This window comes from Enterococcus infantis (assembly GCF_049166715.1).
Classification (GTDB): domain Bacteria; phylum Bacillota; class Bacilli; order Lactobacillales; family Enterococcaceae; genus Enterococcus_C; species Enterococcus_C leclercqii.
The window spans coordinates 1-25,712 of record NZ_JBMHFB010000008.1; the positions used below are offsets into that span (position 1 = coordinate 1).

The following is a 25,712-nucleotide window of genomic DNA, read 5'->3' on the forward strand; positions in this document are numbered from 1 at the left end:
AAAAAACAGCTGAAAAGCTGCTTTTCTAAAATGATTTCTGGCAGAGGGTTCTTTTTTGAATGCTGATTTTTATCTGGGATAAATGCTACTTCTTCGTGATCCTGCCGTCTTGGATGAGTAACTTGCCGGAAGTAGCAATCTTGTTGAGAAAATAGCGATCGTGAGAAACCACTAGCAGGCTTTCTTTGTACTCCTCCAATATTTCCTCCAGCTCTTCTTTGCCATAGATATCCAGATGATTCGTCGGCTCATCGAGAATCAGAAAGTTGATTTTCTGCTGCAGCAATCCTAAGAGATACAGGCGCATCTGTTCGCCACCGGAAAGGTCCTTGATACGCTTGGTGACATCATCTGCATAAAAGCCAAAGTGAGCCAATACTTGCCGCGCCTTTTGTTCGTCTGTAATCTGCCTTTTTACGTGGTCGACTAGCCGTAATTGGGGATCATCAAAGTGGAGTTGCTGAGGCAGATAGCCAATTTTTACACTGTTGCCAATGCGAATCTGACCTTCATCTAAAGGGAGTTCACCCAGTAAGCAGCGAATTAAGGTACTTTTTCCGCTGCCATTGTCTCCCATAAGTGCAATTTTTTCTTGACGATAAAAGACAAAGCTGCTGTCAGAAAATAAGAGTTGTTCCCCCACTAGCTTTCCGATATCGGTGGCTACCAGAACTTCTTTTCCAGAGCGGCCTGCCTGGGAAATTTCCTGTAGGCGCTTTTGGGGTTCTTGTGGGGGTCTACTCAAGGTGGCTCGCAGTTTTTCTACCCGCCTTTCCAGTTCTTTGGCTTTACGGTAGAAGTCCTCGTTGTCTGCTTCATTGGCCCATTGCCGATAACGGCGAATCATCGCTTCTAAGCGTCTGATTTCCTTTTGCTGAAGTTGGAAACTTTTTTGCAGCGCTTTTAGTCGTTCCTTTTTTAAGGAAGCAAATTTCGCGTAGTTTCCGGGATAACGGATTAGTTTTCCTTCTTCAATCTCAGCAATCCCTGTGACCACATTGTCTAAGAACTGCCGGTCATGACTGATCACTAAAAAGGTCTGCTTGGTGTGAAACAACCAACTTTCCAGCCATTGAATGCCTGTAGAGTCCAAATGATTGGTAGGCTCATCCAACAATAGAACATCCGCTTCTTCAATTAGCACACGAGCCAATTCCACTCGAACCCGTTGTCCGCCACTTAGCTCTTGTAAAGGGGTTTCGGTTTTATCGCCAAGGCCTAGTCCTTTTAACGTGCCAATCACTCGGTCCTCAAGGCTATATCCGCCGGCTTCTTCGTATGTTTCCTGTAATTGCCCATAGCGCAGCAACAGACGCTCATAATTGGCATCTGGCGCAGCCATTTGCTTTTCCACCCGCTGCAAATCAGCTCGTAAGTCTTTAATATTTTGAAAACTGTCTAGCAGGTAATTACGCAGGGTCTCAGGGGAACGAGGCAACTTTTGTGGAATATAACCGATAGTCAAGCCTTTTTGCCGAGAAACGATGCCCTCGGTGAGCCCCTCTTCATCGGTTAATATCTGTAGGAGTGTGGTTTTCCCACAGCCGTTTGCCCCTACCAATCCAATCTTGTCACCAGGAGCCAGTGTCAGAGAGAGTCCTTGAAATAGCGGAAGTGTGCCGTAATTTTTGGTAATATTATTTGCTTGAATTAACATGTTCAGTCTCCTTGTCTTTTTTCAGCGCTACATTTTGATTGAAGTTATCACTAGAGACCGGCTTTCTGCTTTTTTAGTAGCAGCTGTTACTGACTGACAGAATCTATCAGCCAGGCAGTTCAGCAACGTAACAAAAAAACACGGCCATAAAAAAGCATGGCCGTGTTATGTTAAACTGTTTCAATTACTTGGGAAACCGGTCAAGTTCGCTGATTCACTTCAAATTTAGCTGTTTTTGGGTAAACTTCGCCCTTTGTTGCCAATTTGAAAGTAATCGTATGACAAAAACTGATGTGCAACAGTTGACGCTCATTGTCAGCTGTTATTTTTGACATACACGACATGACAGTTCCCTCCTTTTGTGACAAAATTTTCTTATACAAAATTATGATAGCATGGAAAATTAGAAAAACCAAGAAATTACCAATATTCTAGTATTTTCTATTTAGAAAGTAAGGTAAAATGAACGTATCTCACGTAAAAAAAGTTATTTTCAGGAGGTTTTATGAAAGCAGAACACTCTTTGGGCCCACAGTTTGATTTAACAGGCTGGAAAAAGAATATTGGTTTGTTTTTGTCGGGACAGTTTCTTTCAGGAATTACCAGTATGGTGGTTCAATACGCTATTATTTGGTATTTGACGCGGGAAACTGGTTCCGCCACTGTTTTGAGTTTGGCTACACTTTTAGGCATGCTGCCGATGGTATTGTTGAGTCCCTTTGTCGGCCCATTTGTAGATCGGCTGGACAAGAAAAAGCTATTGATCTTTACCGATATCATCGTGGCCCTGTTCGCTTTGGTGCTGTCGATTGTAGGGACAGTATCTGAGCACTTTCCCTTGTGGTTGGTCTTTGTCTCTTTGTTTATGCGCTCTGTCGCACAAACCTTTCAAATGCCGACTATTCAGTCGATTTTGCCTCAGATGGTTCCCCAGAAGGAATTAACCAGAGTAAATGGGCAGCTGGGAATGGTGCAGTCAGCGAATATGATTATTGCACCTGCACTAGGCGCTTTTTTATTTGCAGTTGTACCTATGAACTTTCTGATCTTATTGGATGTATTAGGGGCAGTCTTCGGTGTGGGCTTGCTTTTGTTTGTTCGCATTCCTAAGACCCAAGCACAGGGCGAAGTAGTCCATGTGCTGACGGACACCAAAATGGGCTTTTCTCTATTGGTCAAAAACAAAGGCCTTTGGTACATTACTTTACTTGGTGCGGCCTTCACCTTGATTTTCATGCCGGCCGTCAGTATGTATCCGTTAATGACGATGGACTACTTTCAAGGAACCGTGGGACAGGCGGGCTTGATTGAGGTTATTTATTCAGTCGGTATGTTGGCTGGTGGTCTGATCATTGGCGTTTTTGGAAAATGGAAAAATCGGATGATTCCGGTGCTGATCGCTTACTTTATTATCGGCGGCGCCTTTGCATTAAGTGGTATTTTACCAGGAAATCAAACTGGTTTTATCTGGTTTGTTCTTCTCAATGCAATTGCCGGTCTTGCAACACCATTTTTCAATACTTTGCTGATGGCAATGATTCAGCAAAGCTATGAGCCGGTATATCTTGGACGAGTATTAGGTGTTCTGAATTCGCTGATGAGTATTACTGGCCCTGTCGGTTTGATTTTTGCAGGACCGTTAGCTGATAAAATCGGTGTAGAAAAACTTTTTATTATCGCCGGTGTCGGCACAGTGGTCTGTGGCATTTTAAATATCTTGATTTCTGCAGCCAGAGACTATGATATTCAATTGCAAAAGAAACTAGCCACTGAAAAAGTGGAAGATTTGTCTGACCCACAGTAATTAAATAGACACCGCTACACCTCTCTTGTTGACAGCAAGAAGTGTAGCGGTGTCTATTTTATGGAAACAAGATGTTCTTTCTTTAACTGATTATTAAGTCGTATCCTACGAGATTCAGTGAAGAATAAAAAGAAAAAGACGATCGTAGCCATAATCAAGCAAAACCAAAGATCTCCTTGATCATTGAAGTAAAATGTCGCAACCGCATCCTTCCAAGAAGCAAAACGGTGGAAGTCTTTTAAAAAACTTGCGGTGATTTCGGTACTTAGGAGATGCGCTATCGCGCCTAATCCTAAAAACCACCAGACTTCTGCCAATAAATCACTAAAAAGAGCCAGACGTTGTTGACCGAACTCCTTCGTGGTAATTACCGCTTCTTGGATACGTGGAGGATGCATTCGACGATATTCGCTGATACAAAAGAACCAGATGACTATGACTAGTGTCAAGGATAAGACAAAAGCACCACCACCTAAGAGATCTATCAAAAGAGAAAAAGGCGAGAACTGATGAGTGGCTGCAAATAAGCTGAGGGTATTTTCCAATTGGCGCCAGTTATTGAAGAAAAATGTCACACGCGCACTGAAAAAAAGTAATGCCAATAGACTGGTTTGTACCAGATAATGTCTCCATTGAACACGTTTCTTCCAGAAGCGGCGAAAAGAGTCGACAAGTACAAAGAAAGCTGAAATCACTCGCTTCAAAAGAACGCCTCCTAGTATAGGTTTGATTGCTTGGAGTTCTATTATAGCTCAGCGCTCCGTAAAAATGAAAGTCAATTTTTTAGATGATAGTTGAACAGGGCCTTCGATATTTTAGAAACAGTAGTGATTAATAAAAAAACCGCTCTCCTGATAATGGAGGGCATTTTTTTTTGAAAAACATTAATCCAATTCAACTTTTCCAGTATACAGCTGGTAATAAAGACCTTTTTCAGCAAGGAGCGACTCATGGTCCCCGCGCTCGATGATTCGACCGTGATCTAAGACCATGATGACATCGGAGTTTTGAATGGTGGACAATCGGTGCGCAATTACAAAAACAGTCCGTCCTTTCATCAATTTATCCATCCCTTCCTGAACGATTCGCTCGGTTCGGGTATCGATACTGGAGGTCGCTTCATCTAAAATCATTACGGGCGGATCAGCAATAGCTGCTCGTGCGATTGCCAAAAGCTGTCGCTGTCCTTGGGAAATCCCCTCTCCATCTCCGGTGATAACCGTTTCGTAGCCGTCCGGGAGATGGTGGATAAACGTATCCGCATTGGCCAACTTGGCTGCCGCCTCCACTTCCTCATCAGTGGCGGTCAGTTTACCAAAACGAATATTGTCACGAATGGTTCCTGTAAATAAGTGGGTATCTTGCAGCACGATTCCTAATGAACGTCTCAGGGAATCTTTTTTGATTTTCTTGATATTGATACCATCATAGCGAATCTTTCCCTCTTGAATATCGTAAAAGCGATTGATCAAATTGGTGATGGTGGTCTTGCCGGCACCAGTAGCCCCTACAAACGCGACTTTCTGGCCAGGATTGGCATAGATATTGATGTCATGAAGAACAATGTTGCTAGGAACATAGCCAAAGTCCACATCTTCAAAGACAACGTCACCGGTCAGCTTCGTATAAGTAACCGAGCCGTCCTTGTGAGGATGTTTCCAAGCCCACATGCCTGTTCGTTCTTTTGCCTCTGTAATGACACCCTTGACTTCTTGGGCATTGACTAGAGTCACGTAGCCCTCGTCATCCTCTGATTTTTCATCTAGCAAACCAAAGATTCGGTCAGCACCTGCCAACGCCATAATGACGAAATTAATCTGTTGAGAAATTTGGCTGATAGGACCGTTTAAAGAGCGGCTTAGCTGTAGAAATGAAGCAATCATCCCCACAGTTAGCCCACTGATTCCGTTGATTGCAAACATCCCACCAATGATAGCAACGAGGATGTATTGCACATTCAACAGGTTCATCATAATCGGCATCAGCTGATTGGCGTTTACATTGGCTTGAGTGGCACTAGATTGCAAGGCATCATTTAGTTCGTCAAAATCTGCCATCGCCTGCTTTTCGTGATTGAAAACCTTAACGACTTTTTGCCCGTGCATCATTTCTTCAATATAGCCGTTTACTGCGCCTAGATCCCGCTGTTGGGCCCCAAAAAAGCGACCACTGCGTTTGGAAATGAAACGGACGACATTCAACATCAAAAAGACGGAAACAATTACAAATAAGGTTAAAGGAATACTGAGGGTGAACATGGCAATAAAAACTGAGACAAAGGTTACCATCGCCATCATCAGGTTAGGAATACTTTGGGAAATCATTTGCCGTAGAGTGTCGGTATCATTGGTGAAGTGACTCATGATATCCCCATGAGAGTTTTGATCAAAGTAACGGATTGGCAGTGACTCCATATGCGTGAACATCTGATCGCGGATTTTCTTTTGCGTTCCTTCACTGATACGAACCATCATGAAATTGTAAGTCAAACCTGCCAGTACGCCAATCACGTAAATCAAGGCCATCTGCATGATTGCTTTTAACAATCCAGAAAAGTTTGGGTTACTCGTGCCAATTAGTGGTGTGATATATTGGTCAATAACTGTTTGCAAAAACAGTGCGCCACGGACATTGGCAAATGCCGAAAGCAAGATCATCACCAGTACGATGATCAACTGTAATTTATAATCACCGAACATGATCCCCAAGAGACGTTTTAGGGTCTTAATCGGCGAAGAAGCCGGTCTTTTTTGATTATTCGTCAACATGTTCCCCAAATCCTTTCTCTTGAGAGTCACTTACTTCTTGATAAATTTTATTTGTCGCCAAAAGTTCTTCGTGCGTACCGATTCCGTCAATGCGGCCGTCATCCATCACGATGATTCGATCAGCATCTTGAATTGATGTGATTCGTTGGGCAATGATGATGGTAGTCGTACCAGGGATCGCTTCTTTCAATCCTGCTTGAATTTCGCGGTCGGTTTTGGTATCAACAGCACTGGTGGAGTCATCTAAGATCAGAATCTTAGGCTTTTTCAAAAGGGCACGAGCAATGGTCAGACGTTGTTTTTGTCCGCCAGAGACATTGGTGCCTCCTTGCGCAATCATCGTATCGTATTTATCCGGAAATTCCTGAATAAAAGGATCTGCTTGTGCGATTTTAGCAGCGGCGATAATTTCTTCATCAGTGGCGTTTTCATTTCCCCATTTAAGATTGTCTTTAATAGTACCGGAGAAAAGAACGTTGTTTTGCAGGACCATCGACACTTGGTCTCTGAGTGTGACCATGTCGTAATCCCGCACATCGTGGCCCCCTACCAGCACCGCGCCCTGAGTAACATCATAAAGTCGGGGAATCAATTGAACTAGTGTGGATTTTGAGCTACCAGTGCCCCCGATAATCCCAACGACCTCACCGGCATTGATTTGTAAATCGACATCAATCAATGCCAATTTGTTCATATCATCAGCATAGCTAAAGCAGACATCTTTGAACTGAATGCTGCCATCGGCAATTTCTTTAAGCGGCTCAGGTTTATTGGTGATGCTGCTTTTTTCATCAAGCACTTCAACGATTCGGTCAGCTGAAGTGCGTGCAATCAAAATCTGAACAAACGCCATCGAGATCATCATCAAACTCATCAGGATCTGCATCGTATAATTGAACATACTAACCAGTTCACCGGTTGTCAATGTTCCTTTGTCTACGATGAACTGTGCCCCCAGCCAAGACAACAGCAGCATACAGGTATAAACGGAAAATTGTAGCAGCGGCATATTAAAAGCAACGATTCGTTGAGCTAACGTGAAATTTTTGTAGACTTTCTCAGAAACCTCGCCAAAGACTTTTTCTTGCTGCTTTTCTCGAACAAAAGATTTCACGACACGAATCCCTTGTAGATTTTCCTGAACCACGTTGTTCAAGTGGTCATAAGTATGAAAAACTTTGATAAACAATGGGTGGGCAAAATGGATGACAATGGCCAGCCCGATAGCTAAAAACGGCACGACTGCCAAATAAATCAACACCATTTGGGCATTAATGATGGAAACCATCGTCAATGAAAAGATTAAGATCAACGGACTGCGGACCAACATTCGAATGATCATCTGATACGCATTTTGCACGTTGGTGACGTCAGTGGTCATTCGTGTGATCAAGCCAGCTGTTGAAAAGCGGTCAATATTGGCAAAGGAGAAGTTTTGGATACGGTCAAAGATATTGCGACGTAAGTTACGGGCAAAGCCGGCTGAAGCAGTTGCAGCTGTTCTGGCGCCCATGGTTCCGCAAACCAATGCGAAAAGACCGCAAAGAAATAACAAGCCACCGTATTTTAAGATTGCGCTGCTGTTGCCCTTTTCGATTCCTTGGTCAATCATGGCAGCCATGATTAAAGGCATCACGACGTCCATCACCACTTCCCCTGCCACATAGATAGGGGTCAGAATGGAATCTTTTTTATACTGCCCCACATTGGCTAAGAGTGTTTTTAGCATAGCGTCCTTCCTTTCTGAAAAAACAAATGTATAAAGACATGAATACCTTTCGTACAGAAAAGCACACGAAAACCCGGCTTGCTTTTCAGACGACTAGTAGCAACTCCTCTGATTCAACAAGAAAGAGACGCGGCGACTAAAAACGTCCCGAGTCTCTTTACAACCGTGTCTACTATTAACTGTAGCTGAATAAAAAAACATTTGCAAGACTAGATTTTGATTATTTTCGAACACGAGTTTACATAATATTTTTATATTCTTCTCATAGTTTAAAAATTAATTATCCAAGTAGCGCGCCAAAAGTTTCACAAGCTCTTCTGGAAATTTTTTCAAATCGCTGATATCCAAAAAACGGTTTTCTCCATAAATATTGCGAATCGTTTCCTGGTCTTCCCCGATAGCAGCTGCAAGGTAGATAATCCCTTGACGCTCGTAGTCGTGAATGACCCCCTGAATGTCTTCTTTCGCCTTCTCACCGGTATAATCCGGTAAGGCTTTCGGCTGACCATCAGAAATTGAGATAAGCAGTTTGGTCGTCGCCGTTTCTTTGACCAGTGCCTCACTGAGTAAGCGCAATGGTACGCCATCACGATTGTTTTGGCGAGGCTTCATTCCTGCTAATTTTGCAGGTAAATCGGTAAAACTATCGCCGAACTCTTTGTATGAATAAATTGAAGTTTTTTCTCGCTGCGAAAGATCTGCCGTATCGCCATAAATCATCAGTGGCAAATCCAGCTCAGCAGCAAACTCGGCAACAGCAACTGCTGCCAAACGAGCGGCGGCAATCCGACCGTCACGCACCATGGAACCGGATTCGTCGACGCGTAACGCGATAGCAAGTGAAGGGGAGTCTTGCGGGGGTGTCTTTTTCTCGAAAGTTCGGTAATCTCCGTAAGCTACCCGGCTGGCATCAAAACGCGTCCCAGTGAACTTGCCTTTCCCATAAATGTCACTTTGTTGATTTTCCAGAATCTCTTTTAGTCGTTTAACTACAGTCTCAACTTGAGGTCGAACAGCGCGAGTCAAAAGACGGCCTTCTTCACGTTCAAGATGGGTCAATTGTGGTCGATGAATCAAGAGGCCTTCTTTGGCGTGAATAGTATTTTTGAAGAGTTTACGTGCCTCTTGATTCAGCCGCTTTTTTAAGAGTTTTTCTTGCTGGGCAAGATCCGCTTCTGTTTGAGCAGTTGCTCCGGTGCGAATCGTATCCTCTTGGTCAGGATCTGTCATCCCTACATCAGCTTGGCTGACAGTGTCAGTCGCTTTCTCAGAGGAAATCTCCGGTAAAGACGCTGCAGCTTCATTGTCTTGGGGGCTCTTTTGGGCAGTATCCCCCTCTGCTTTACCTGTTTCTGCTGTTTCTTCAATTCCAGGATCAGCTGCAATCAAGGTTCCATTTTCAGCCTCTTCTGTGATGTTTCTAGCTGCGGCTTCTTCTTTGGAAAGACGCCGACCGGCTTGTTGGTCGCGAAATGCCCGCAGTTGTCGACCTGAGACAATCGCAATCAGTTCTGACAGCAAGCCACTCGTTTCTAATACTTGTTCTAGAATCTTCAGCTCGTCAGGATCCGTTGTAAGTTTGTATAGAACTTTGGGATAAATAGATTCTTGAGGAGGTTGTCCTTGCTTTAGCGTGTTCACCCAGTAAAAATACGAACGCATGCCAGCAACACCTTTGATTGCATTTGCTTTAGCCGTTTCTTCTAATAAACGAATGATTCGAGCCATTACAGTCATCGCTTCAAGCTCTTGACAGCCGGTTTTGACTCTCCCCCGCTCTACCATGACCTCAAGAGGTGGTAAATCCATTTTCTCTGCATGTTGCATCCGGTCACGAAGAGATTCGTTCAATGGCCGATTGCCTTGATAATTGCGATTAGCGGTGACTACAATCACACAGTCGGAATGTCTGCGAATGATCCCAGTGGGAATATTCAGCATACCATTTGCTTCTAGTGCGGAATTCAAAGCGACTAAGACAGAAGCATCCCTGATAACGGTGGGTTCTTGAATCTCCAGCAGGTAGCCTTTTTCTAATGCTCGCACAATCTCTGATGGATAAAATTTATACTGGACAGGCGTTGTCGCAGCTGTCTCTTCTATTCGATTTACCAGTTGCGCCAATTTTTCTTTGGCAACTTCTGCCGAAATCGAAAAGTGTCGCTGGATCAGCTCTAGAACAGCCTGTAATGAGTCCGTTTGATAGATGGCTTCCAGCAACTCACTGTCCTCTTCCTCATCAACGGCCACCACTGGTAATAAGGCACCAAAAACATCAGATTTGTCCATATCAGCAAAACAGGTGACTTTGGTATAGGGTAGTTGTAAGTGGTAAGAAAGCGCCTTGGCCATCTCTGTTTTACCAGAACCGGCATCGCCTTCCAGTAAGACATTGAAGAGTTTCAGCTCTGGATCATTCCAATTATTTTTTATCTCGGAAGCTAAGCGCAGCTCAATCTCGCCGGTTTGATGACTGGCGGGTTTTTGCCAAATCATCATCTTTTCGACTTTGGTGAAAGGCCGGCCTTCAGTTACGGAATAGGGTGTCTGCATAATGATTGCTCCTTGTCCTTGCCTCTGTTATTTTCTTTTGTTTCAGGTGTGTGTCGGCAATTGGTGTGTAAATTTTGTCTGCGTCTGCTTGTCAATAGCCAGCTTCTTCCAACAGACGTTTTAAGGTACGGAAACGTTCTCCTAGCAATTCACCGTCTTTTTGAAGAGCATCATGAAACATCAGGATATCTTCGTCAATCTTGGGGTTGTCGGTATCTACCTCTACTGTCATTCGATTGCCCTGTAACCCCAGAATATCAATGACAGGGTTTTCCGGATCATAGAATTTTTCATAGCGATAGGCTTCTTGAAAATAGAGATTTGTCCGCGCCACTAAAATGGCCATGTCCAAAATTCGCGTCAAAGGCATTTCTTCGGATTGGCGAGACCATTTTTCACCAGTGTACCGCCAAACTTTTCCAGAAATATCGACCTTGCCCCGATCGTTCCATTGTGCCAAGCCTAAAGATAATCCTTTTGCTTCGCTTTCAAATGCGTTGTGTCCATCGATACGATCATAATTCTCGACTACGATTACGGGTTTATGCTTCAAAGTGGTAGGTATTTTCATTTAAATCAGTCCTTTAGTAAATTAGTAGTTTACTAAATTATAACGGTGGTCATTGGTTGCATCAAACGATTGGTCTTACTTCTTAACCAATCCGCTGGTAATCAGTTGAAATTTTTAAAGGTCTTTTCGTCTTATGCTCGGTGCAGCGGATGTAAAACAGGTTTCGGGTATAGAAAAAAGCCGACCATTTCAGATCAGCTTTGTCTCTGTCTTAAATAGCGGAACAGGCGATGCCAATGGCTTTTTCACCCAAGTGGGTACCAATCACAGGTCCAAAATGACCGATAGTGATTTCTGCATCAGGATATTTTGCCTGCAGCTTTTCTTTTTCTTCTTGGGCTGCCGATATATTATTCGCATGGATCACGTAAAAATGTACCGGACGAGCAATTTCCTTCGCTCGTTGTCCAATCAGATCTTCAGCACGATTAAAGGCTTTTTTCGAGGAACGAATCTTTTCTGATAAAACGATTTTACCTTTATCAAAAGTCAAAATTGGCTTGATTTTCAGTAACCCGCCAATCAGGGCAGCCCCATTTGTCAAACGACCGCCTCGAACCAAGTTATTCAGATCATCGACAATGAGATAGGCATAGGTATTGTCACGAATCATACGAAGGTGCTCCAAAATTGCTCTCAGATCAGCACCTGCATCTTTCATAGTCAAAGCTGCCTCTACCATATTTCCCATTGGCATCGAGGTAATTTCAGAATCAAAGGGAACAACTTCTAAATCAGAAAACTCATCTTTGATTCCAGCCAAAGTATTGACAAAACCCGAGATTCCCCCAGAAAGATGAATACTCAAAATAGTATCATAGCCGGCTTTTTTTAGGCGTTCATATAAAGCCATCACTTCACCAATCGCCGGCTGGGAAGTTGTGGGAAATTCTTTGCTGCTGTTCAGCAGGTCATAATATTCATCGGCTTCGATGTCGATTCCTTCGTTATATAACTTGCCATCGATGATCACTGGGATTGCAACGACATACAAATCAGGATGGTTCACGACAGTTTCCGGCAAGATTGCCGTGCTGTCTGTCACAACTGCGAGTTTCATAATTATCCTCATTTCAAAACAAAATAAATGCAAAAAACTGCTTAGCTAAACTACAAAAAAATACACTAATATAAATATAGCATAAATACCGAATGATGAATATATCCAAACAGCGCATATTTAAAAACACAACTGTCCGCAGATCCCCTCTCCAGGAAATCAACAGCGACTCAAAGCAAAAACTAAAATAACTGTAGCCGCTTCACTAAGAAATCGTAAAGTTGTGGAGGTTTTATTTTCTTTAAGTACTGTTTAAAGGCAGAAAGTCAGCCAATCTCTTTGATTTTTATCAATTCAAAAAGGCCACCAACAAGAGCGTGACCTTTTTGAAATGGACTACCGATTTAATTATTTTTCCCAAAACGTCTGAATCGCTTTTTGATTTTTCTCCTGATCAACAACTAAAACACTGCCGCCATTGGCATCGTATCCGTAAGTCCAGGAGTCTGCAATTGGAACAGACAAGCGGTCAATTCCACCTGCTCCCTTGGCGATGGAAATCGTATTTTTCACGAGGTAACTCATAGGCAGATCCGTTGCGGCTTCTCCCATGACTTGACCAGCAGCATAAGGGAGTTTCATTAATGTGAGGGGATTTTTCATCCCGCTGAAGACTGCATTCATGACTTGTTGTTGCCGTCGCACGCGACCAAAATCCCCTTCTTCGTCCATCCGAAAGCGAGCGTATTGTAAAAGAGTATGCCCATCCATTTTTTTGGGACCGGCTTTGATAGCTACGTCAATGTAAGCACTCATATCTTTTTCAGCATCGATTTGTACACCGCTTGGAAACAGCGTATCGATAACCTGCTCGAAGGATTGAAAGTCAACAATCGTATAATAGCGACAATCAACTCCAAAATTCTGATTCAACGTCTTTCGTACCAGTTCCGCTCCGCCATAGGCATAAGAGGCATTCAGTTTGGTTTGTCCGACACCGGGAATGTCTACCAGGGTATCTCGCATAAAAGAAACCAGTTTTGGCTTTTTCGCTGGCCCATCCAATTGAAGCACCATGATCGTATCTGCACGGGCGGCTTCTCCGTCGCGGCTGTCGCTGCCAATCAATAGGATATTACTTGAACCATTGCTGTTTTTAAAGCCGTTAAAGGTAATCTTCTCCTGCTTGGACAAAAATTCTCCCTGCTGAGAAAAAGTTTTGCCAGCATAAAACGAGCCGATACTATAAACCAATAGAATGACTATCAGGCTAAGCAAAAAGCGGCGAACAGGGTGTCTTTTGCGCTTCTTTTTTGGCTTCTTGTTTGCTGGTTGCTTTCTGTCTTGTGGGCCTCGGGGTGGTCGACCACCGCTGCCAGCATGTCGGTCGTCTTGATAGTTCGTAGGATCATAGTCATCTGATCCCAAATATTGATTGGATTGGCGAGGCTCTTCATCCAAAGGTCTTCTGGCAAACAGCTTGCCTTTCTTGCCGTCCTCCAGCTCCTCGTAAAGTTTTTTATTGCGGTCTTTACGGCTGTCCAAATCTTCCACTCCTTGTCTTTGTTTAACAACAGGATACCCTACTGCTTTAGGAAAATCTGTTGTCTCGCAAAATTTTACCCTTTTTTAGGAAACACTGCAACGAACACTCTTGTCAGGACCTGTCATTTTTTTGGAAAATGAGGCCTTACCTTACAACCGAGGCGCGAAAAGGTCCGCACGTTTAATTACAAAAAACGACTTATTCTTTGTAGAAAGTAAGGGACTTTGAGGTGAAATCTGCAAAGAGTAAGTCGGTGGATTATTCAACTGCGTTTAAAAAAGAAGTATCACAAACGTGCTTTTCATCGATGTCACTCCTCTGGAATCGTACGTACCGGGTAAGCCCCCAGATTACGAACTACAACGCCAAGCAGCTGGATCTCTTCTAGTGCATTTTTTATTAAGCGCTCGGATTGTTCACAAACCAGATCCACCACGAAAAAATACTCTCCTAAGCTAGTTTTCAATGGCCGGGATTCGATTTTTGACAAACCGATGTTCCGCCAGCCAAATGCTGCCAGTGCTTTGTGTAAAGCGCCTGGCTGATTGGAGGGCAAGGTTAATAGGATGGTCATTTTATCGGCTGAAGAGGGCTGAATCTTTTGACTGCTATCATTTTTTTGTGACGCAACCAGCCAAAATCGGGTCTGATTGAAGTCGTTGTCTTGAATAGCAGTTGCGGCAACTGTCAATGCATATTGCTGGGCAGCCTGCATTGAAGCGATTGCGGCAATTTTTTCATGAGGGTGCTGGCTGACATACTCGGCAGCATAGGTTGTTGAAGCAACTGCTTCTAGCAAGACATCCGGAAACTGGCTTTCCAGGTAATCTTGGCATTGAGCCAGTGCCTGCGGATGACTCATAATCTTGGTGAGAGCATCGATTGGCGTGGTGGGGGCAATTAATAGCTGCTGCTTAATGGGCAGAATGATTTCTTGCACCACCGTTAGTCCGCATTTATGAAAAAGGTGGTCGATGGTTGCATGAACGGATCCTTCCAAAGAATTCTCAACCGGAACGACTGCAAAATCTACCAGCTGTTGTTCTGCTGCTAAAAGACACTTGGGAATTGAAGGAAAAGCAATTAGTTCTGCATCAAGTGCAATTTTCTGAGCAGCTTGATGGGTGAAGGAACTTTTCGGGCCCAAATAACCAATTTTCATTGCTTCGCCAACCTTTCCACAATTTCCGTTACGATGGCAACAGGTTCTTTTCCAGTAGTGTCTACTTGAATCACTGCGGCTTCTTCATACAAGGGCAGCCGGGGTTGCAAAATTTCCCGAACCTCTGAGGCAGTCTTATCATCAGCTAAGGGCCGTTTGTTGATTTGATCTTGCACAATTCGTTGGTACAGCTGATCCGGATCTGCTTTTAAGTAGATAACTGTGGGATGCTTTTTTAACAAACTGCGATTTTGTTCTTTCAAGACGATTCCGCCACCGCAAGCAACTACCTCATTACCAGTCAACGCCTTTGCCAGCGCCTGAGTTTCAGCTTTTCGAAAGGCCGCCTCCCCCGCCGTTTTGAAATAGGCCGGAATCGACATACCAATTTCACTTTCAATCATTTGATCCAAATCAATAAACGGGCGCGCCAATTCTGCTGCCAGCTGTCTTCCAATGGTACTTTTCCCGGCGCCCATGAAACCGATTAGCAAAATGCCGGCCATCTTATTTTCCTCCTTTGATACTGAGTGTGTGAAGGTCAGCGAAGAACTCCGGATAAGAAACGGCGACGGCTTCTTCTCTTTGTAGTTGCGTTTCACCTTTAGCAATCAACGCAGCAATGGCTAACATCATACCAATTCGGTGATCACCGCGGGAATCTACGGTAGCGCCTTGTAAAGGAGTCGGACCATTGATAATCAGTCCGTCTTCTGTTGGGGTGATGTCTGCACCCATCTTCTTCAATTCTTCAGCAGTTGCGTCGATTCGATTGGTTTCTTTGATCTTCAATTCTTCGGCATCTTTGATTATCGTTTGTCCTGTTGCTTGAGTTGCCAAGAGCGCAATAATGGGCAGTTCATCGATTAATCTGGGAATAATGGCTCCGGATATCGTGGTAGCCTGTAACTGACTTGTCATGATTTCCAGATCAGCAGATTGATTTTGTTGATCGACAGATAGCATGGATAACTTTGCTCCCATTGCCGTCATAACTTCCAAGATACCTGTGCGGGAAGGATTGATCCCGACATTTGTTAAGGTAATCTGGCTGTCTGCTGTGATTGCTGCGGCAACGAGGAAAAAGGCAGCAGATGAAATGTCCCCCGGCACAGAGACTTCTTGTGCTTTGAAAGTTTGAGGACCAGTGACTGTGATCGTCTTACCATCTTTGGCACAGCTGATTTCTCCACCAAACTGTTTGATCATCTCTTCTGTGTGATTGCGGGTTGGTTCTTTTTCAATGATAGTAGAGGTTCCCTGCGCCTGTAACGCAGCAAAAATCACCGCAGATTTCACTTGAGCACTAGCAACCGGCAGTTGATAATGGATAGGCTTTAATTGATCAGAACCGGACACTGTGATGGGTGGAAATTCACTACCAGAGCTTCCGGTAAGCCTTGCCCCCATTTCTCGCAAAGGCAACATAACACGATTCATTGGCCGTTTTGCTAAAGAATCATCACCAAAAAGAGTGGTCGTGAAGGGCTGTCCCGCCAAAATTCCCATCATCAAGCGGATGGTGGTACCTGAGTTCCCCACGTCAATTGCCCCAGAGGCAGCTTTTAAGCCGCGGAAACCGACACCGGTAACTGTAATTGTTTCTCCATCATCTTCAATGGGAACCCCCAAAGCGCGAAAAGCATTTAACGTGGAGAAACAGTCTTCCCCTCGCAAAAAATTACGGATTGTAGTGGTTCCTTCTGCTAAAGCTCCGAACATGATGCTCCGGTGGGAAATAGATTTGTCCGCAGGGATTTGGATCGTTCCTTTTAAACCATTGGCGGTAGGTCCTAATTTCATAATATCCTCCTTTGATAGTGCGCTGCTTTTTAATACGCTTATTCGTGTACCACAGGTTTTATTTTAAGCGACAAGGGTAATCTGTATAAGTTTGCAGACAATTCATGCCCGCTTGCAAATCCCGTTCATTTTTGAACGTAATCTGCAAGACCCCATTGATATCTTCTCTAGTCTCTTGAATTTTTAGATTGATGATTGACAGTTCAGCTTTTCCCAGCAGTCCTGTAACCTCGGCAACAACGCCGGGAACATCTGGGACATCCACATAAAGATCATAGAAGGCTGGAATGGCCCCATTTTTATGAACAGGAAGTCGGTCGCGAGTGTCTCTCGCATGGTCGAAAAAATCATAGATTCCCTGTTGGTCACGGTGAATTAACAGTCGTTGGACTTGAGACATCTGCTCTTGCCAAAGGGTCAGTTGAGACATCAATGTTTCCCGATTACTCAATAAAATGTCTGTCCACATTTTGGGATCGGATGAAGCAATCCGAGTAATGTCACGAAAACCTCCGGCAGCCAGCTGTTTAGCCCGGGGGTGTTCTTGATTGAAAACATCAGCTTGTGTTACTAAACCAGCTGCAATGATATGTGGCAGATGACTCAACATTCCGGTGATTTCATCGTGTTCCTCTGGTGAAAGTTCAACATATTTTGCCCGGGTACCCGAAAATAATTCCTTTAACACGTCCAGTGAGTCATGATCTTTTTCTTTAGGAGTAAAAATATAGTAGGCATTTTCAAACAAATCTTCATCGCAAGCATTGACTCCGGATTTATGAGAACCTGCCATCGGGTGCCCACCGATGAATGTAAAAGAACACGAAGCAGCAGCTTCACTGATAACTTTTTTGGTGCTGCCGGCATCTGTCACGATGACCCCGGTCTTTAGTGTCAATTGACAAAGCGTCTGTAGATAGTCCAAGGTCACACTGACCGGAGTAGCAAAAACGATGATATCTGCTTGTGTTGCCGCTGTCTTGAAATCAGTCGCTGCCGTTTGGATAATGCCTTTTTCAAGCGCTGTTTGACGGGTCACTGAAGATTTATCCCAGCCGATTACGGTGCATTGAGGGTGATCACGCCGGATACAGCGGGCCAATGAAGCCCCAATCAATCCTAAGCCGGTGATTAAAACTTGCTGTTCCACACTGGTTTCCCCTCTCAGTAATTTTTCAAGTACTCTCTATATGCGGCAACTGCCGCCTTCAGCTCATCGAATGAGTCGCTGCCGAATTTTTCTAAAAAGGCTGTGGCTAATACTGTCGCTGCTACATTTTCAGCAACGACGGAAGCTGCTGGGACAGCTGTACTGTCTGATCGTTCCACACTGGCCTTGTAAGGCTCTTTTGTTTCAATATCGATGGTCTGTAGCGGCTTATATAAAGTCGGGATTGGTTTCATGACTCCTTTGATGACAATGGCTTCACCATTTGTCATGCCTCCTTCAAAGCCGCCGAGATTATCGTTTTTTCGTGTGTAGCCATCTGCCTCACTCCATTGGATTTCATCCATTACCAATGATCCCGGCAGATTACCTGCTTCAAAACCAACCCCAAACTCTACTCCCTTGAAGGCATTGATACTGACAATGGCTTGGGCCAACTTGGCATCAAGTTTTTTATCCCATTGCACATAACTGCCTAATCCAGCAGGAACGCCGCCAATGATGACTTCAACTACGCCACCAATCGTATCGCCTTTTTTCTTGGTCGCATCAATCAGGGCTTTGATTTCTTCTTCCACAGTTGGGTCAACAACTCGAATTTCTGATGCTTCCGAACGTTCCTTGATTTCTTGAATCGACATACCATCAGGAATCGTCGCTTTGATGCCACCTAAAACTGTCACGTGCCCGGCAACAATCACCCCGAGCTCCGACAATAATTTCTTTGCTACTGCGCCAATTGCAACCCGCATCGTTGTTTCTCTGGCAGAAGAGCGTTCTAAAACATTTCGCAGGTCCCGATGGTGATATTTCATGCCTCCAACTAGATCCGCGTGACCAGGCCGGGGCCGAGTCACTTTTCTGACAGCCTTTGCTTCTTCGGAAACATCCTCAGCTGCCATAATCGTCGTCCAGTTTTTCCAGTCACGATTTTCGACTACTAAAGTAACCGGTGCCCCAATCGTCTTGCCATGGCGCACCCCCGATAGAATCTGCACCTGGTCTTTTTCAATCTTCATGCGACCTCCTCGACCATAGCCGGTTTGCCGCCGTGCCAATTCAATGTTGATGTCTTCTGTCGTCAACGGTAATCCTGCCGGTAGTCCTTCAATGATAGCCGTCAATTGCGGGCCGTGTGATTCCCCTGCTGTAATATAGCGCATTAGCTTACATCCTCTCTATCTAAGTATTGTCGTAGTTCTTCAAGTGGCACCGTCACGATTTTGGCTTCACCGATATCGGTTAATAAAATCAGCTTCAAATTTGTCCCACGGGCTTTCTTGTCATGGGTAATTGCTTCAAACAAACGCGCTTCATCCCAATTCTCTGCATGAATTGGCAGATGAAATTTTTCAATCATGGCTTTTAACCGGGCCGTACTTCCCACAGGAGACAACCCAATTTTCTCTGCGTGAGCATTGATCTGCATCATGCCAATCGCAACGCCCTCACCATGACTGACTACGCCATAGCCTGATGTTTTTTCAACTGCGTGGCCAATCGTGTGGCCAAAGTTCAAAATCAGTCGAATGCCGTTGTCAAACTCATCTTCTTCCACGACTTTTTGTTTCACTTTCAAAGTTTCTGTAATCACATAGTCAGCCTGGGCCAACAAATCGTTTTCATCTGTCAAATTATTCAAAAAATTCCAAAGGTCAAGATCCGCAATAGCAGCTGACTTGATGATTTCCGCAATACCTTCTCTGATCCTTCTCCTATCCAAAGTTGTCAAGACTTCCGGATCGATCAGTACGCCATCTGGTTGACTGAAAGTGCCGACTAGGTTTTTGGCTTTGGCTGTGTTGACAGCTGTCTTACCACCAATGCTTGAGTCTACTTGTGCCAAAAGGGTCGTGGGGATTTGAATAAAATGGATCCCACGCATATACGTAGATGCCGCAAAAGCAGCTAAATCGCCGATAACGCCCCCACCTAAGGCAATAATGCCGTCAGAACGAGTGAACCCTTCATCGGCTAAAAAGCTGTAGATATTCTCTGCCTCTGCCAATGATTTACTCGCCTCTCCATTGGCAACAACGTGAATAACTGGTTCAAAGCCGGCTTTCTCTACAGCTTGTCGGACGATTTCAGCGTAGAGAGGCGCCACATTGTCATCCGTGATAATGGCAACTTTTTGTGGCTGCCAAAGCTCTTTTAGCAAAGAACCGACTTCTTTTAAGCAACCTTTTCGGATATGAATATCGTATTGATGGTCTTTTAAATGGATGGTCAGCATTTTATTTCCCCCTTGAGGGATTACCGAGAGCTTGGTCTCAGCAATCCCCGACTTTTTGGATGAACAACTTTTGGTTTGAATCAGCCACCGATTTCCAATGCTTTGATTTCTTTCATGGCTTTTTCCATGATTGTGACTTCCTTCATCATTCTCATGTAAGTTTTTTCATTCAACGATTGAGGGCCATCTGACCAAGCATTGGCTGGATCTGGATGAATCTCTACGATCATACCGTCTGCGCCGGCAGCAACACCCGCTCTAGCCATTGGTGGTACCAAGTCCCAAATCCCGGTACCGTGGGAAGGATCGACGATGATTGGGAAATGACTGAGTTTTTTGATTAGAGGAACAGCACTAAGATCAAAGGTGTTTCTTGTGGCGGTTTCGTAGGTTCGAATCCCTCGTTCAATGAAAATCACCGGTGACTTGTCAGAAATTGCGATGTATTCTGCCGCATTGAGCCATTCATCAATGGTCCCGGCAATCCCGCGTTTAAGACCAATGGGTTTCCCCGTTTTACCGACAGCTTGGAGCAACTTGTAGTTTTGCATGTTCCGAGCACCAATCTGCAAAATGTCACTGTATTCAGCAACCATCTCGATATGGCTTTCATCCATAACTTCAGTAATGACCTTCATATCAAATTCATCGGCTGCCTGGCGGATGTATTTCAGCCCTTCTTCTTCCAGACCTTGGAAAGCGTAAGGAGAGGTACGGGGCTTGAAGGCTCCCCCACGTAAAATTTGGGCGCCGCCGGCTTTTGCGATACGGGCACACTCTCTGATTTGATCCAGTCCTTCAATGGAACAAGGGCCTGCCATCGTAACAAAATTTCCGTCACCGATTTTCACACCATCGACATCCACGACAGTGTCTCCAGGGTGAAATTCGCGAGAAGTCAATTTGTAAGTATTGGAGATTCGGACCGCTTTTTCTACCCCATCGTAGCTGTAAAAAGCGACATCCTGGACATTGCGGGTATCACCTTTCAAACCGATGACGATATGTTCAGAACCTTCATCAATATTAACATCTAGTCCTTCTTTTTTTATACGCTTAACCACATTTTCTACTTGTTCGCGGGTAGCCCCGGGTTTCATAATGACGATCATTTTCATTTCTCCTTTTTTGTAAATCATTGAACAGATTGGCAATGTTCCTGTTTTTCATCGCTAAACTGTGTGATTGTTCCTTTTATTTTCAAGTATTACTGCGCTTCAATCAACGGCTTGATCGTGGCAGTGGGCATTTCTTTGCCAGTCCACAATTTGAAGGCTGCGGCCCCTTGATACAACAACATACCTAAGCCGTTTGCTGTTTTGAGGCCCCTTGCTTTGGCTTCTTGCAAAAGTAAGGTTTCCCGAGGATCGTAAATGACATCATATACGGCCAGCTCCCCTTTTAAAAGCTCAAAGTCCGGCAAAGCGCTGGCAGCCGTATGCGGCGCCATCCCCACGCCAGTAGCATTGACCAGCAGGCAACTATCGGCCAGTGATTCGGACAATTGGTCTGCTTGTGCTTCTAAATCAAAGAGCTGAATCTGGCAGCCGGTTTCTGCGGCAATCACTTGTAGTTTTTCCGCACTTTTTGCAAAAAATTGATCTTTACGATTGTAGACGTGAATCGCTTTAACGCCGTCCAAGGCTGCTTGAGTGATGATGGCGGTTGCTGCCCCACCAGCTCCTAAAATTGTTATCTGTTGATTGATGGGATTCACATCAATGTCTTGCAAGCTGCGCATAAAGCCGCTGCCGTCAGTGTTGTGTCCTACCAATTTGCCGTCACTCGGAACAATTGTATTTACAGCACCGATTAATCGAGCCGCTGGTGATACGTCATCCAAGTAAGGCAGGACTGCAGCTTTATGGGGCATGGTCACATTGGCACCGATAAATGACAGTGTTTTGATTGCCTCTAGTGCAGCTGCTACTTCTTCAGACTCGATATCAAAAGAAAGATAGACAGCATCAATGCCACAAGCTGCAAAAGCGGTGGTGTGCATCAGTGGTGAAATGCTGTGATGTGTTGGTTTGCCGATCAATCCAGCAAGACGGGTATGCCCCGTGATCATTTTTTTCATGGGTTTCCTCCAATCCTGACTACTTTTCCAAAAGCCGTCCAATCTGTTTTAAACAAATTGAAGCGCTCCGACAACTCCTTGTGAAGTGATCACAAATTAAGATTTTATCGAAGAGTCTTTGTTCTTGACCGCCTTCTCTTGTTTGACAAAAAAAGGGCATCCACCGCGACGAATCTACAGTGAACACCCTCAAATGCCTTGTCCGGACAAAGCGTAAAAGAAAAGCCACTATAGATATTCTCTACGGTGGCGAGTAAGTCAAGTCAAAATCCCTTAGCCATCATAGATACAAACTGCTGCGTCTGTACCCATGGTTTCATGAATACAGCCTATCTAAAATAGCTAAAGTAATACTTATTCAGTTGTGGGGTCAATGATCTTTTCATCAAGAATCGCTCCAAACTGGTTTAAGGTTGAGTTCAGTATAGACTCCTTGCAAACCCCTGTCAACAGTATTTGCAAGAAATATTCAGTTTTTCAAGAAAAGAAGCCGAAAATCCTGTTACTTTCATTGAAGATGTTCACGATTACAAGTCGTCTTCAAAGAACAATAATAGTTCTGACAAGGTGAGAAGCTGCTTTTCTTTTGCATCCAAGTCTTTGGCAATTCTGCCCTTTTTCATCAGGATCAAGCGATTGCCAAATGCCAGAGCATCCTCCATATGATGTGTGATCATCAAACAAGTGAGGTTTTGATCCGTCACCATGTCATTGGTGAGCTGCATCAGATTTTTAGAAGTTTTGGGGTCTAAAGCAGCAGTGTGTTCATCCAAAAGCAGCAATTCTGGTTCCGTTAAAGTTGCCATTAATAGACTCAATGCCTGACGCTGCCCGCCAGACAAATTTCCAGTAGGGGTATCCAAATGATTTTCCAAGCCGTTTCCTACTCGTTGGCACAGCTTACCATAATATTCTTTGCGTTCATTGAGCTTTCGAGGTGCTAAAAGACGATGCTGGCCGCGTTTTTCAGCCAATAAAAGATTTTCGGCAACCGTCATGCGGGGAGCCGTCCCCATTTTAGGATCTTGAAAAACACGGGCGATGTACTTTGCCCGATCCTCTTCTGATCTTCTGGTCACATCGTGTTCGTTGATCCGTATTTTTCCGGAAGTCATCGGCAGTGTACCGGCAATGCTGTTAAAAAGTGTACTCTTACCAGCACCGTTTCCCCCCACTACAGTGACAAATTCCCCAGGATTGATGGTCAAATCAATATGATCTAACAGGACACGCGTCTCATCCATTCCGTTTTTAATCGTTTTGTAGCCCTTTTCGATGGTTAAACGAGTCATTGTCCTGCCTCCTCTTTTTCAAAGCCTGTCTTCAGATGCAGTGCTTGCTTCAATTGTGGAATTATCAAGCAGACTGCCAGGATAGCTGAAGAGATGATCTTCAAGTAAGTCGTGTCAAAGCCAGCGAAAATAATCAAGAAGACAATCAGTTGGTAGATAATACTGCCTACGACGATAGCAATCAATCGTTCGGCAAAGGTCAACTCGCCAAAGAGCACTTCACCGATAATAATTGCCGCCAAACCGATGACAATGACCCCCACGCCTTTTGAAACATCAGCATACCCGTCATTTTGAGAAATCAACGCGCCGGATAATGCGATAACTCCGTTTGAAAGGGTCAAACCTAAAATTTTCATCCGATCTGTTTTGATACCCAAAGAGCGCGCCATCGTTTCATTGTCACCGGTAGCAATGTAAGCTTGCCCCAGATCGGTATTGAAGAAAAATAGTAGCAAAACAATCGTCAGTACCACGAACAATGCGCCTAAAAGGACAATATCAAAGTAGTCTGGCAGATTCATTTTTGTGAAGAAGTCCTGAATCTTGGGATATTGATGCCCCAGCCCTTTGTTGGGACTTTTCATCACATAAAGAATGACTGAATTTAAACCGGACATAACCAAAATCCCTGCCAAAATGACTGGAATCTTACCCTTCGTGTATAACACCCCAGTCACAAAGCCGGCGCACATGCCGGCCAATACGCCTAAAAGTGTTGCCAAGACTGGATGAATGCCATTGGTGATGGCCGTCACACAAACAGCCCCACCTAAAGGAAAGGTTCCTTCTGTAGTCATGTCTGGAAAGTTTAAAATCCGATAAGTCATAAAGATACCGATTGCCAGTAACGACCATAACAGTCCTTGGCCGATTGTTGAAACGATCATAATTTTTCTCCCCTTGTCTCCGATTATGCGGCGGCTCATGTTTAGCGAACTGCTTTTTTACAAGTTCCACACACTTATTGTGGTAGTTACACTCCAGGATTATTCTGTGAAGCGGGCATCTTTGGTCAGCTCATCGGATAGATGGATTTCCAATGCTTCTGCTTGTTTTTGGTTAATGATGGTTTCCCCTTTTGAAAAAGTGAAAATCGGCGTAGTTGCTGGTTCGGCTTCACCCTTTACGATTTGAGCAGCCATTTTTCCCGTCTGCACACCTAGTTCTTTTTGACTGACCCCAATCGTTGCCACGCCACCTTGTTGAACCATAGTCTCAACAGAAGGAAAGACCGGTAGCTTTTGTTTTTCGGCTTCTTGTGCAACGGTTTCCATCGCATTGGCAATGGTGTTGTCTAAAGGAATAAAGACAAAGTCAACTTCATTGGCCAAAATTTGAACCGTCTGAGCAACTTCATTTGTAGAAGCTACTGGTTTGTTGACAACTTCCATACCCAGTTCTTTGGCTTTTTCAGAGGCTTTGGCCACTTGGAACTTCGAGTTGGCTTCTGAAGAGGCGTAAAGCATTCCAACTTTTTTAGCGTTGGGCAACATTTTTTTAGCCAGCGCAATGATTTCTTCTACAGGCGGCTGGTCAGAGACACCGGTGATATTGGCACCTGGAGCATCATTGGAAGCGACGAGACCAGCCCCTTCAGGATCGGTAACGGCTCCTAACACAATAGGTATATCTTTTTTCTTGACGTTGTTGTCGAGAGCTTGGGCAGCTGGAGTTGCAATGCCTATCAAGACTTCTGATTTGTCTTGGACCAGTTGTTGACTCATCGTGTTGAGTTTGCTTTGATCACCTTGACCATTTTGGAAATTAATTGTTAGATTTTCGCCTTCTTTTAAGCCCTCTTCTGCCAAGCCTTCCTTGATTCCTTCATAAATTTGATCCAATGCCGGGTGACTCATCAGCTGAAGTACTCCTACTGTATATTGCTTCTGATTGCTAGTTGTCGAAGTAGTGGTTTTGGCTGATTTGTTGTCTTTTTGGAATCCTTGAAAAAGAGCAAAGCCTCCCAATACGATTACGATTACTGCAACAGCTGCCAAAAGTCCTTTGTTTTTCATAATTAGTCATCCTTTCTTATTCCTTCTCGTCATAAACCCTTGTTACTTTTTAAAGAAATATTGCCAACAGAGCTTGAAATTGAGTATCCTTCATCACTATCCCCCGATTTTGATAAAGAAAAAAACCGCATAGATAGTGTCTATGCGGTCAATAAATTCGAATCGTCCGTCATAGATACAAATTTTAGAAGGATACTCTAAAAAGTTGTATCTATGGAAAAAAGCTCCACCAATACAACTACCTACGCCAGATACGCCATGCTTGAGATCGTCCTGAGTTGAAAATAGTTGTTGTCATGATGGTCACTCCTCTTTTAATAAATTA

General features: G+C 44.2%; 21 protein-coding genes. 1 reads left to right on the forward strand and 20 read right to left on the reverse strand.

Annotation, left to right across the window (positions count from 1 at the left end; translation table 11 throughout):
- Window positions 1–85 precede the first annotated feature (85 nt).
- On the reverse strand, window positions 86–1,657 hold the full coding sequence (abc-f, locus tag ACOMA8_RS10280; protein WP_421370536.1) for a ribosomal protection-like ABC-F family protein: 1,572 nt from the start codon (window positions 1,655–1,657) through the stop codon (window positions 86–88).
- Window positions 1,658–1,857: 200 nt separating this feature from the next.
- A complete protein-coding gene (locus ACOMA8_RS10285) occupies window positions 1,858–2,001 on the reverse strand; it encodes a hypothetical protein (protein WP_202622190.1) in 144 nt (47 codons plus the stop codon).
- A 161-nt stretch (window positions 2,002–2,162) separates the two neighbouring features.
- Here ACOMA8_RS10285 and ACOMA8_RS10290 point away from each other — a divergent pair, with 161 nt between their 5' ends.
- Complete coding sequence (locus ACOMA8_RS10290; protein ID WP_421370538.1) at window positions 2,163–3,461, forward strand: MFS transporter; 1,299 nt, start codon at window positions 2,163–2,165, stop codon at window positions 3,459–3,461.
- A 53-nt stretch (window positions 3,462–3,514) separates the two neighbouring features.
- On the opposite strand, the gene ACOMA8_RS10295 is transcribed toward ACOMA8_RS10290, so the two are convergent.
- The 18 genes from ACOMA8_RS10295 to trpX form a co-directional block, all read right to left on the reverse strand.
- On the reverse strand, window positions 3,515–4,165 hold the full coding sequence (locus ACOMA8_RS10295) for a hypothetical protein (protein ID WP_421370540.1): 651 nt from the start codon (window positions 4,163–4,165) through the stop codon (window positions 3,515–3,517).
- Window positions 4,166–4,345: 180 nt separating this feature from the next.
- On the reverse strand, window positions 4,346–6,229 hold the full coding sequence (locus ACOMA8_RS10300) for an ABC transporter ATP-binding protein (protein ID WP_421370542.1): 1,884 nt from the start codon (window positions 6,227–6,229) through the stop codon (window positions 4,346–4,348).
- A complete protein-coding gene (locus ACOMA8_RS10305) occupies window positions 6,216–7,958 on the reverse strand; it encodes an ABC transporter ATP-binding protein (RefSeq protein ID WP_161899815.1) in 1,743 nt (580 codons plus the stop codon). Before ACOMA8_RS10305 ends, ACOMA8_RS10300 begins: the two co-directional genes overlap by 14 nt.
- A 276-nt stretch (window positions 7,959–8,234) precedes the next feature.
- Window positions 8,235–10,511, reverse strand: coding sequence for an AAA family ATPase (locus ACOMA8_RS10310; protein ID WP_421370546.1), 2,277 nt, complete (start codon window positions 10,509–10,511; stop codon window positions 8,235–8,237).
- 91 nt (window positions 10,512–10,602) lie between these two features.
- The gene (locus ACOMA8_RS10315; RefSeq protein ID WP_161899813.1) at window positions 10,603–11,082 is read right to left on the reverse strand and encodes a DUF6530 family protein; all 480 of its coding nucleotides are present in this window, start codon (window positions 11,080–11,082) and stop codon (window positions 10,603–10,605) included.
- 211 nt (window positions 11,083–11,293) lie between these two features.
- A complete protein-coding gene (locus ACOMA8_RS10320; protein ID WP_421370549.1) occupies window positions 11,294–12,142 on the reverse strand; it encodes a DegV family protein in 849 nt (282 codons plus the stop codon).
- Window positions 12,143–12,490: 348 nt separating this feature from the next.
- Window positions 12,491–13,627, reverse strand: coding sequence for an LCP family protein (locus tag ACOMA8_RS10325; protein ID WP_421370551.1), 1,137 nt, complete (start codon window positions 13,625–13,627; stop codon window positions 12,491–12,493).
- Window positions 13,628–13,938: 311 nt separating this feature from the next.
- Window positions 13,939–14,790 (reverse strand): prephenate dehydratase, encoded by an 852-nt coding sequence (gene pheA, locus ACOMA8_RS10330; protein ID WP_421370553.1) that lies wholly within the window; start codon window positions 14,788–14,790, stop codon window positions 13,939–13,941.
- Window positions 14,787–15,296, reverse strand: a complete 510-nt coding sequence (locus ACOMA8_RS10335) for a shikimate kinase (RefSeq protein ID WP_421370556.1) — start codon at window positions 15,294–15,296, stop codon at window positions 14,787–14,789. Before ACOMA8_RS10335 ends, pheA begins: the two co-directional genes overlap by 4 nt.
- A 1-nt stretch (window position 15,297) precedes the next feature.
- Window positions 15,298–16,593, reverse strand: coding sequence for a 3-phosphoshikimate 1-carboxyvinyltransferase (gene aroA, locus ACOMA8_RS10340; protein ID WP_421370558.1), 1,296 nt, complete (start codon window positions 16,591–16,593; stop codon window positions 15,298–15,300).
- Between the two features lie 58 nt (window positions 16,594–16,651).
- Entirely contained in the window at window positions 16,652–17,743 is a 1,092-nt protein-coding gene (locus ACOMA8_RS10345; protein WP_421370560.1) for a prephenate dehydrogenase, read from the reverse strand.
- Between the two features lie 14 nt (window positions 17,744–17,757).
- Entirely contained in the window at window positions 17,758–18,924 is a 1,167-nt protein-coding gene (gene aroC, locus ACOMA8_RS10350; RefSeq protein WP_421370562.1) for a chorismate synthase, read from the reverse strand.
- On the reverse strand, window positions 18,924–19,997 hold the full coding sequence (gene aroB, locus ACOMA8_RS10355) for a 3-dehydroquinate synthase (protein WP_161899805.1): 1,074 nt from the start codon (window positions 19,995–19,997) through the stop codon (window positions 18,924–18,926). Before aroB ends, aroC begins: the two co-directional genes overlap by 1 nt.
- Window positions 19,998–20,077: 80 nt before the next feature.
- Window positions 20,078–21,109, reverse strand: coding sequence for a 3-deoxy-7-phosphoheptulonate synthase (gene aroF / locus ACOMA8_RS10360; RefSeq protein WP_161899804.1), 1,032 nt, complete (start codon window positions 21,107–21,109; stop codon window positions 20,078–20,080).
- A gap of 95 nt (window positions 21,110–21,204) precedes the next feature.
- Window positions 21,205–22,077: a shikimate dehydrogenase gene (locus tag ACOMA8_RS10365; RefSeq protein WP_421370566.1), complete on the reverse strand. Its 873-nt coding sequence runs from the start codon at window positions 22,075–22,077 to the stop codon at window positions 21,205–21,207.
- A gap of 527 nt (window positions 22,078–22,604) precedes the next feature.
- Entirely contained in the window at window positions 22,605–23,369 is a 765-nt protein-coding gene (locus ACOMA8_RS10370; protein ID WP_421370568.1) for an ABC transporter ATP-binding protein, read from the reverse strand.
- Window positions 23,366–24,259, reverse strand: coding sequence for an ABC transporter permease (locus tag ACOMA8_RS10375; protein WP_421370571.1), 894 nt, complete (start codon window positions 24,257–24,259; stop codon window positions 23,366–23,368). Before ACOMA8_RS10375 ends, ACOMA8_RS10370 begins: the two co-directional genes overlap by 4 nt.
- 99 nt (window positions 24,260–24,358) lie before the next feature.
- Window positions 24,359–25,387 carry a tryptophan ABC transporter substrate-binding protein gene (gene trpX / locus ACOMA8_RS10380; RefSeq protein ID WP_421370573.1) on the reverse strand — a complete coding sequence of 343 codons (1,029 nt, stop codon included), beginning with the start codon at window positions 25,385–25,387 and terminating at the stop codon, window positions 24,359–24,361.
- Window positions 25,388–25,712 lie beyond the last annotated feature (325 nt).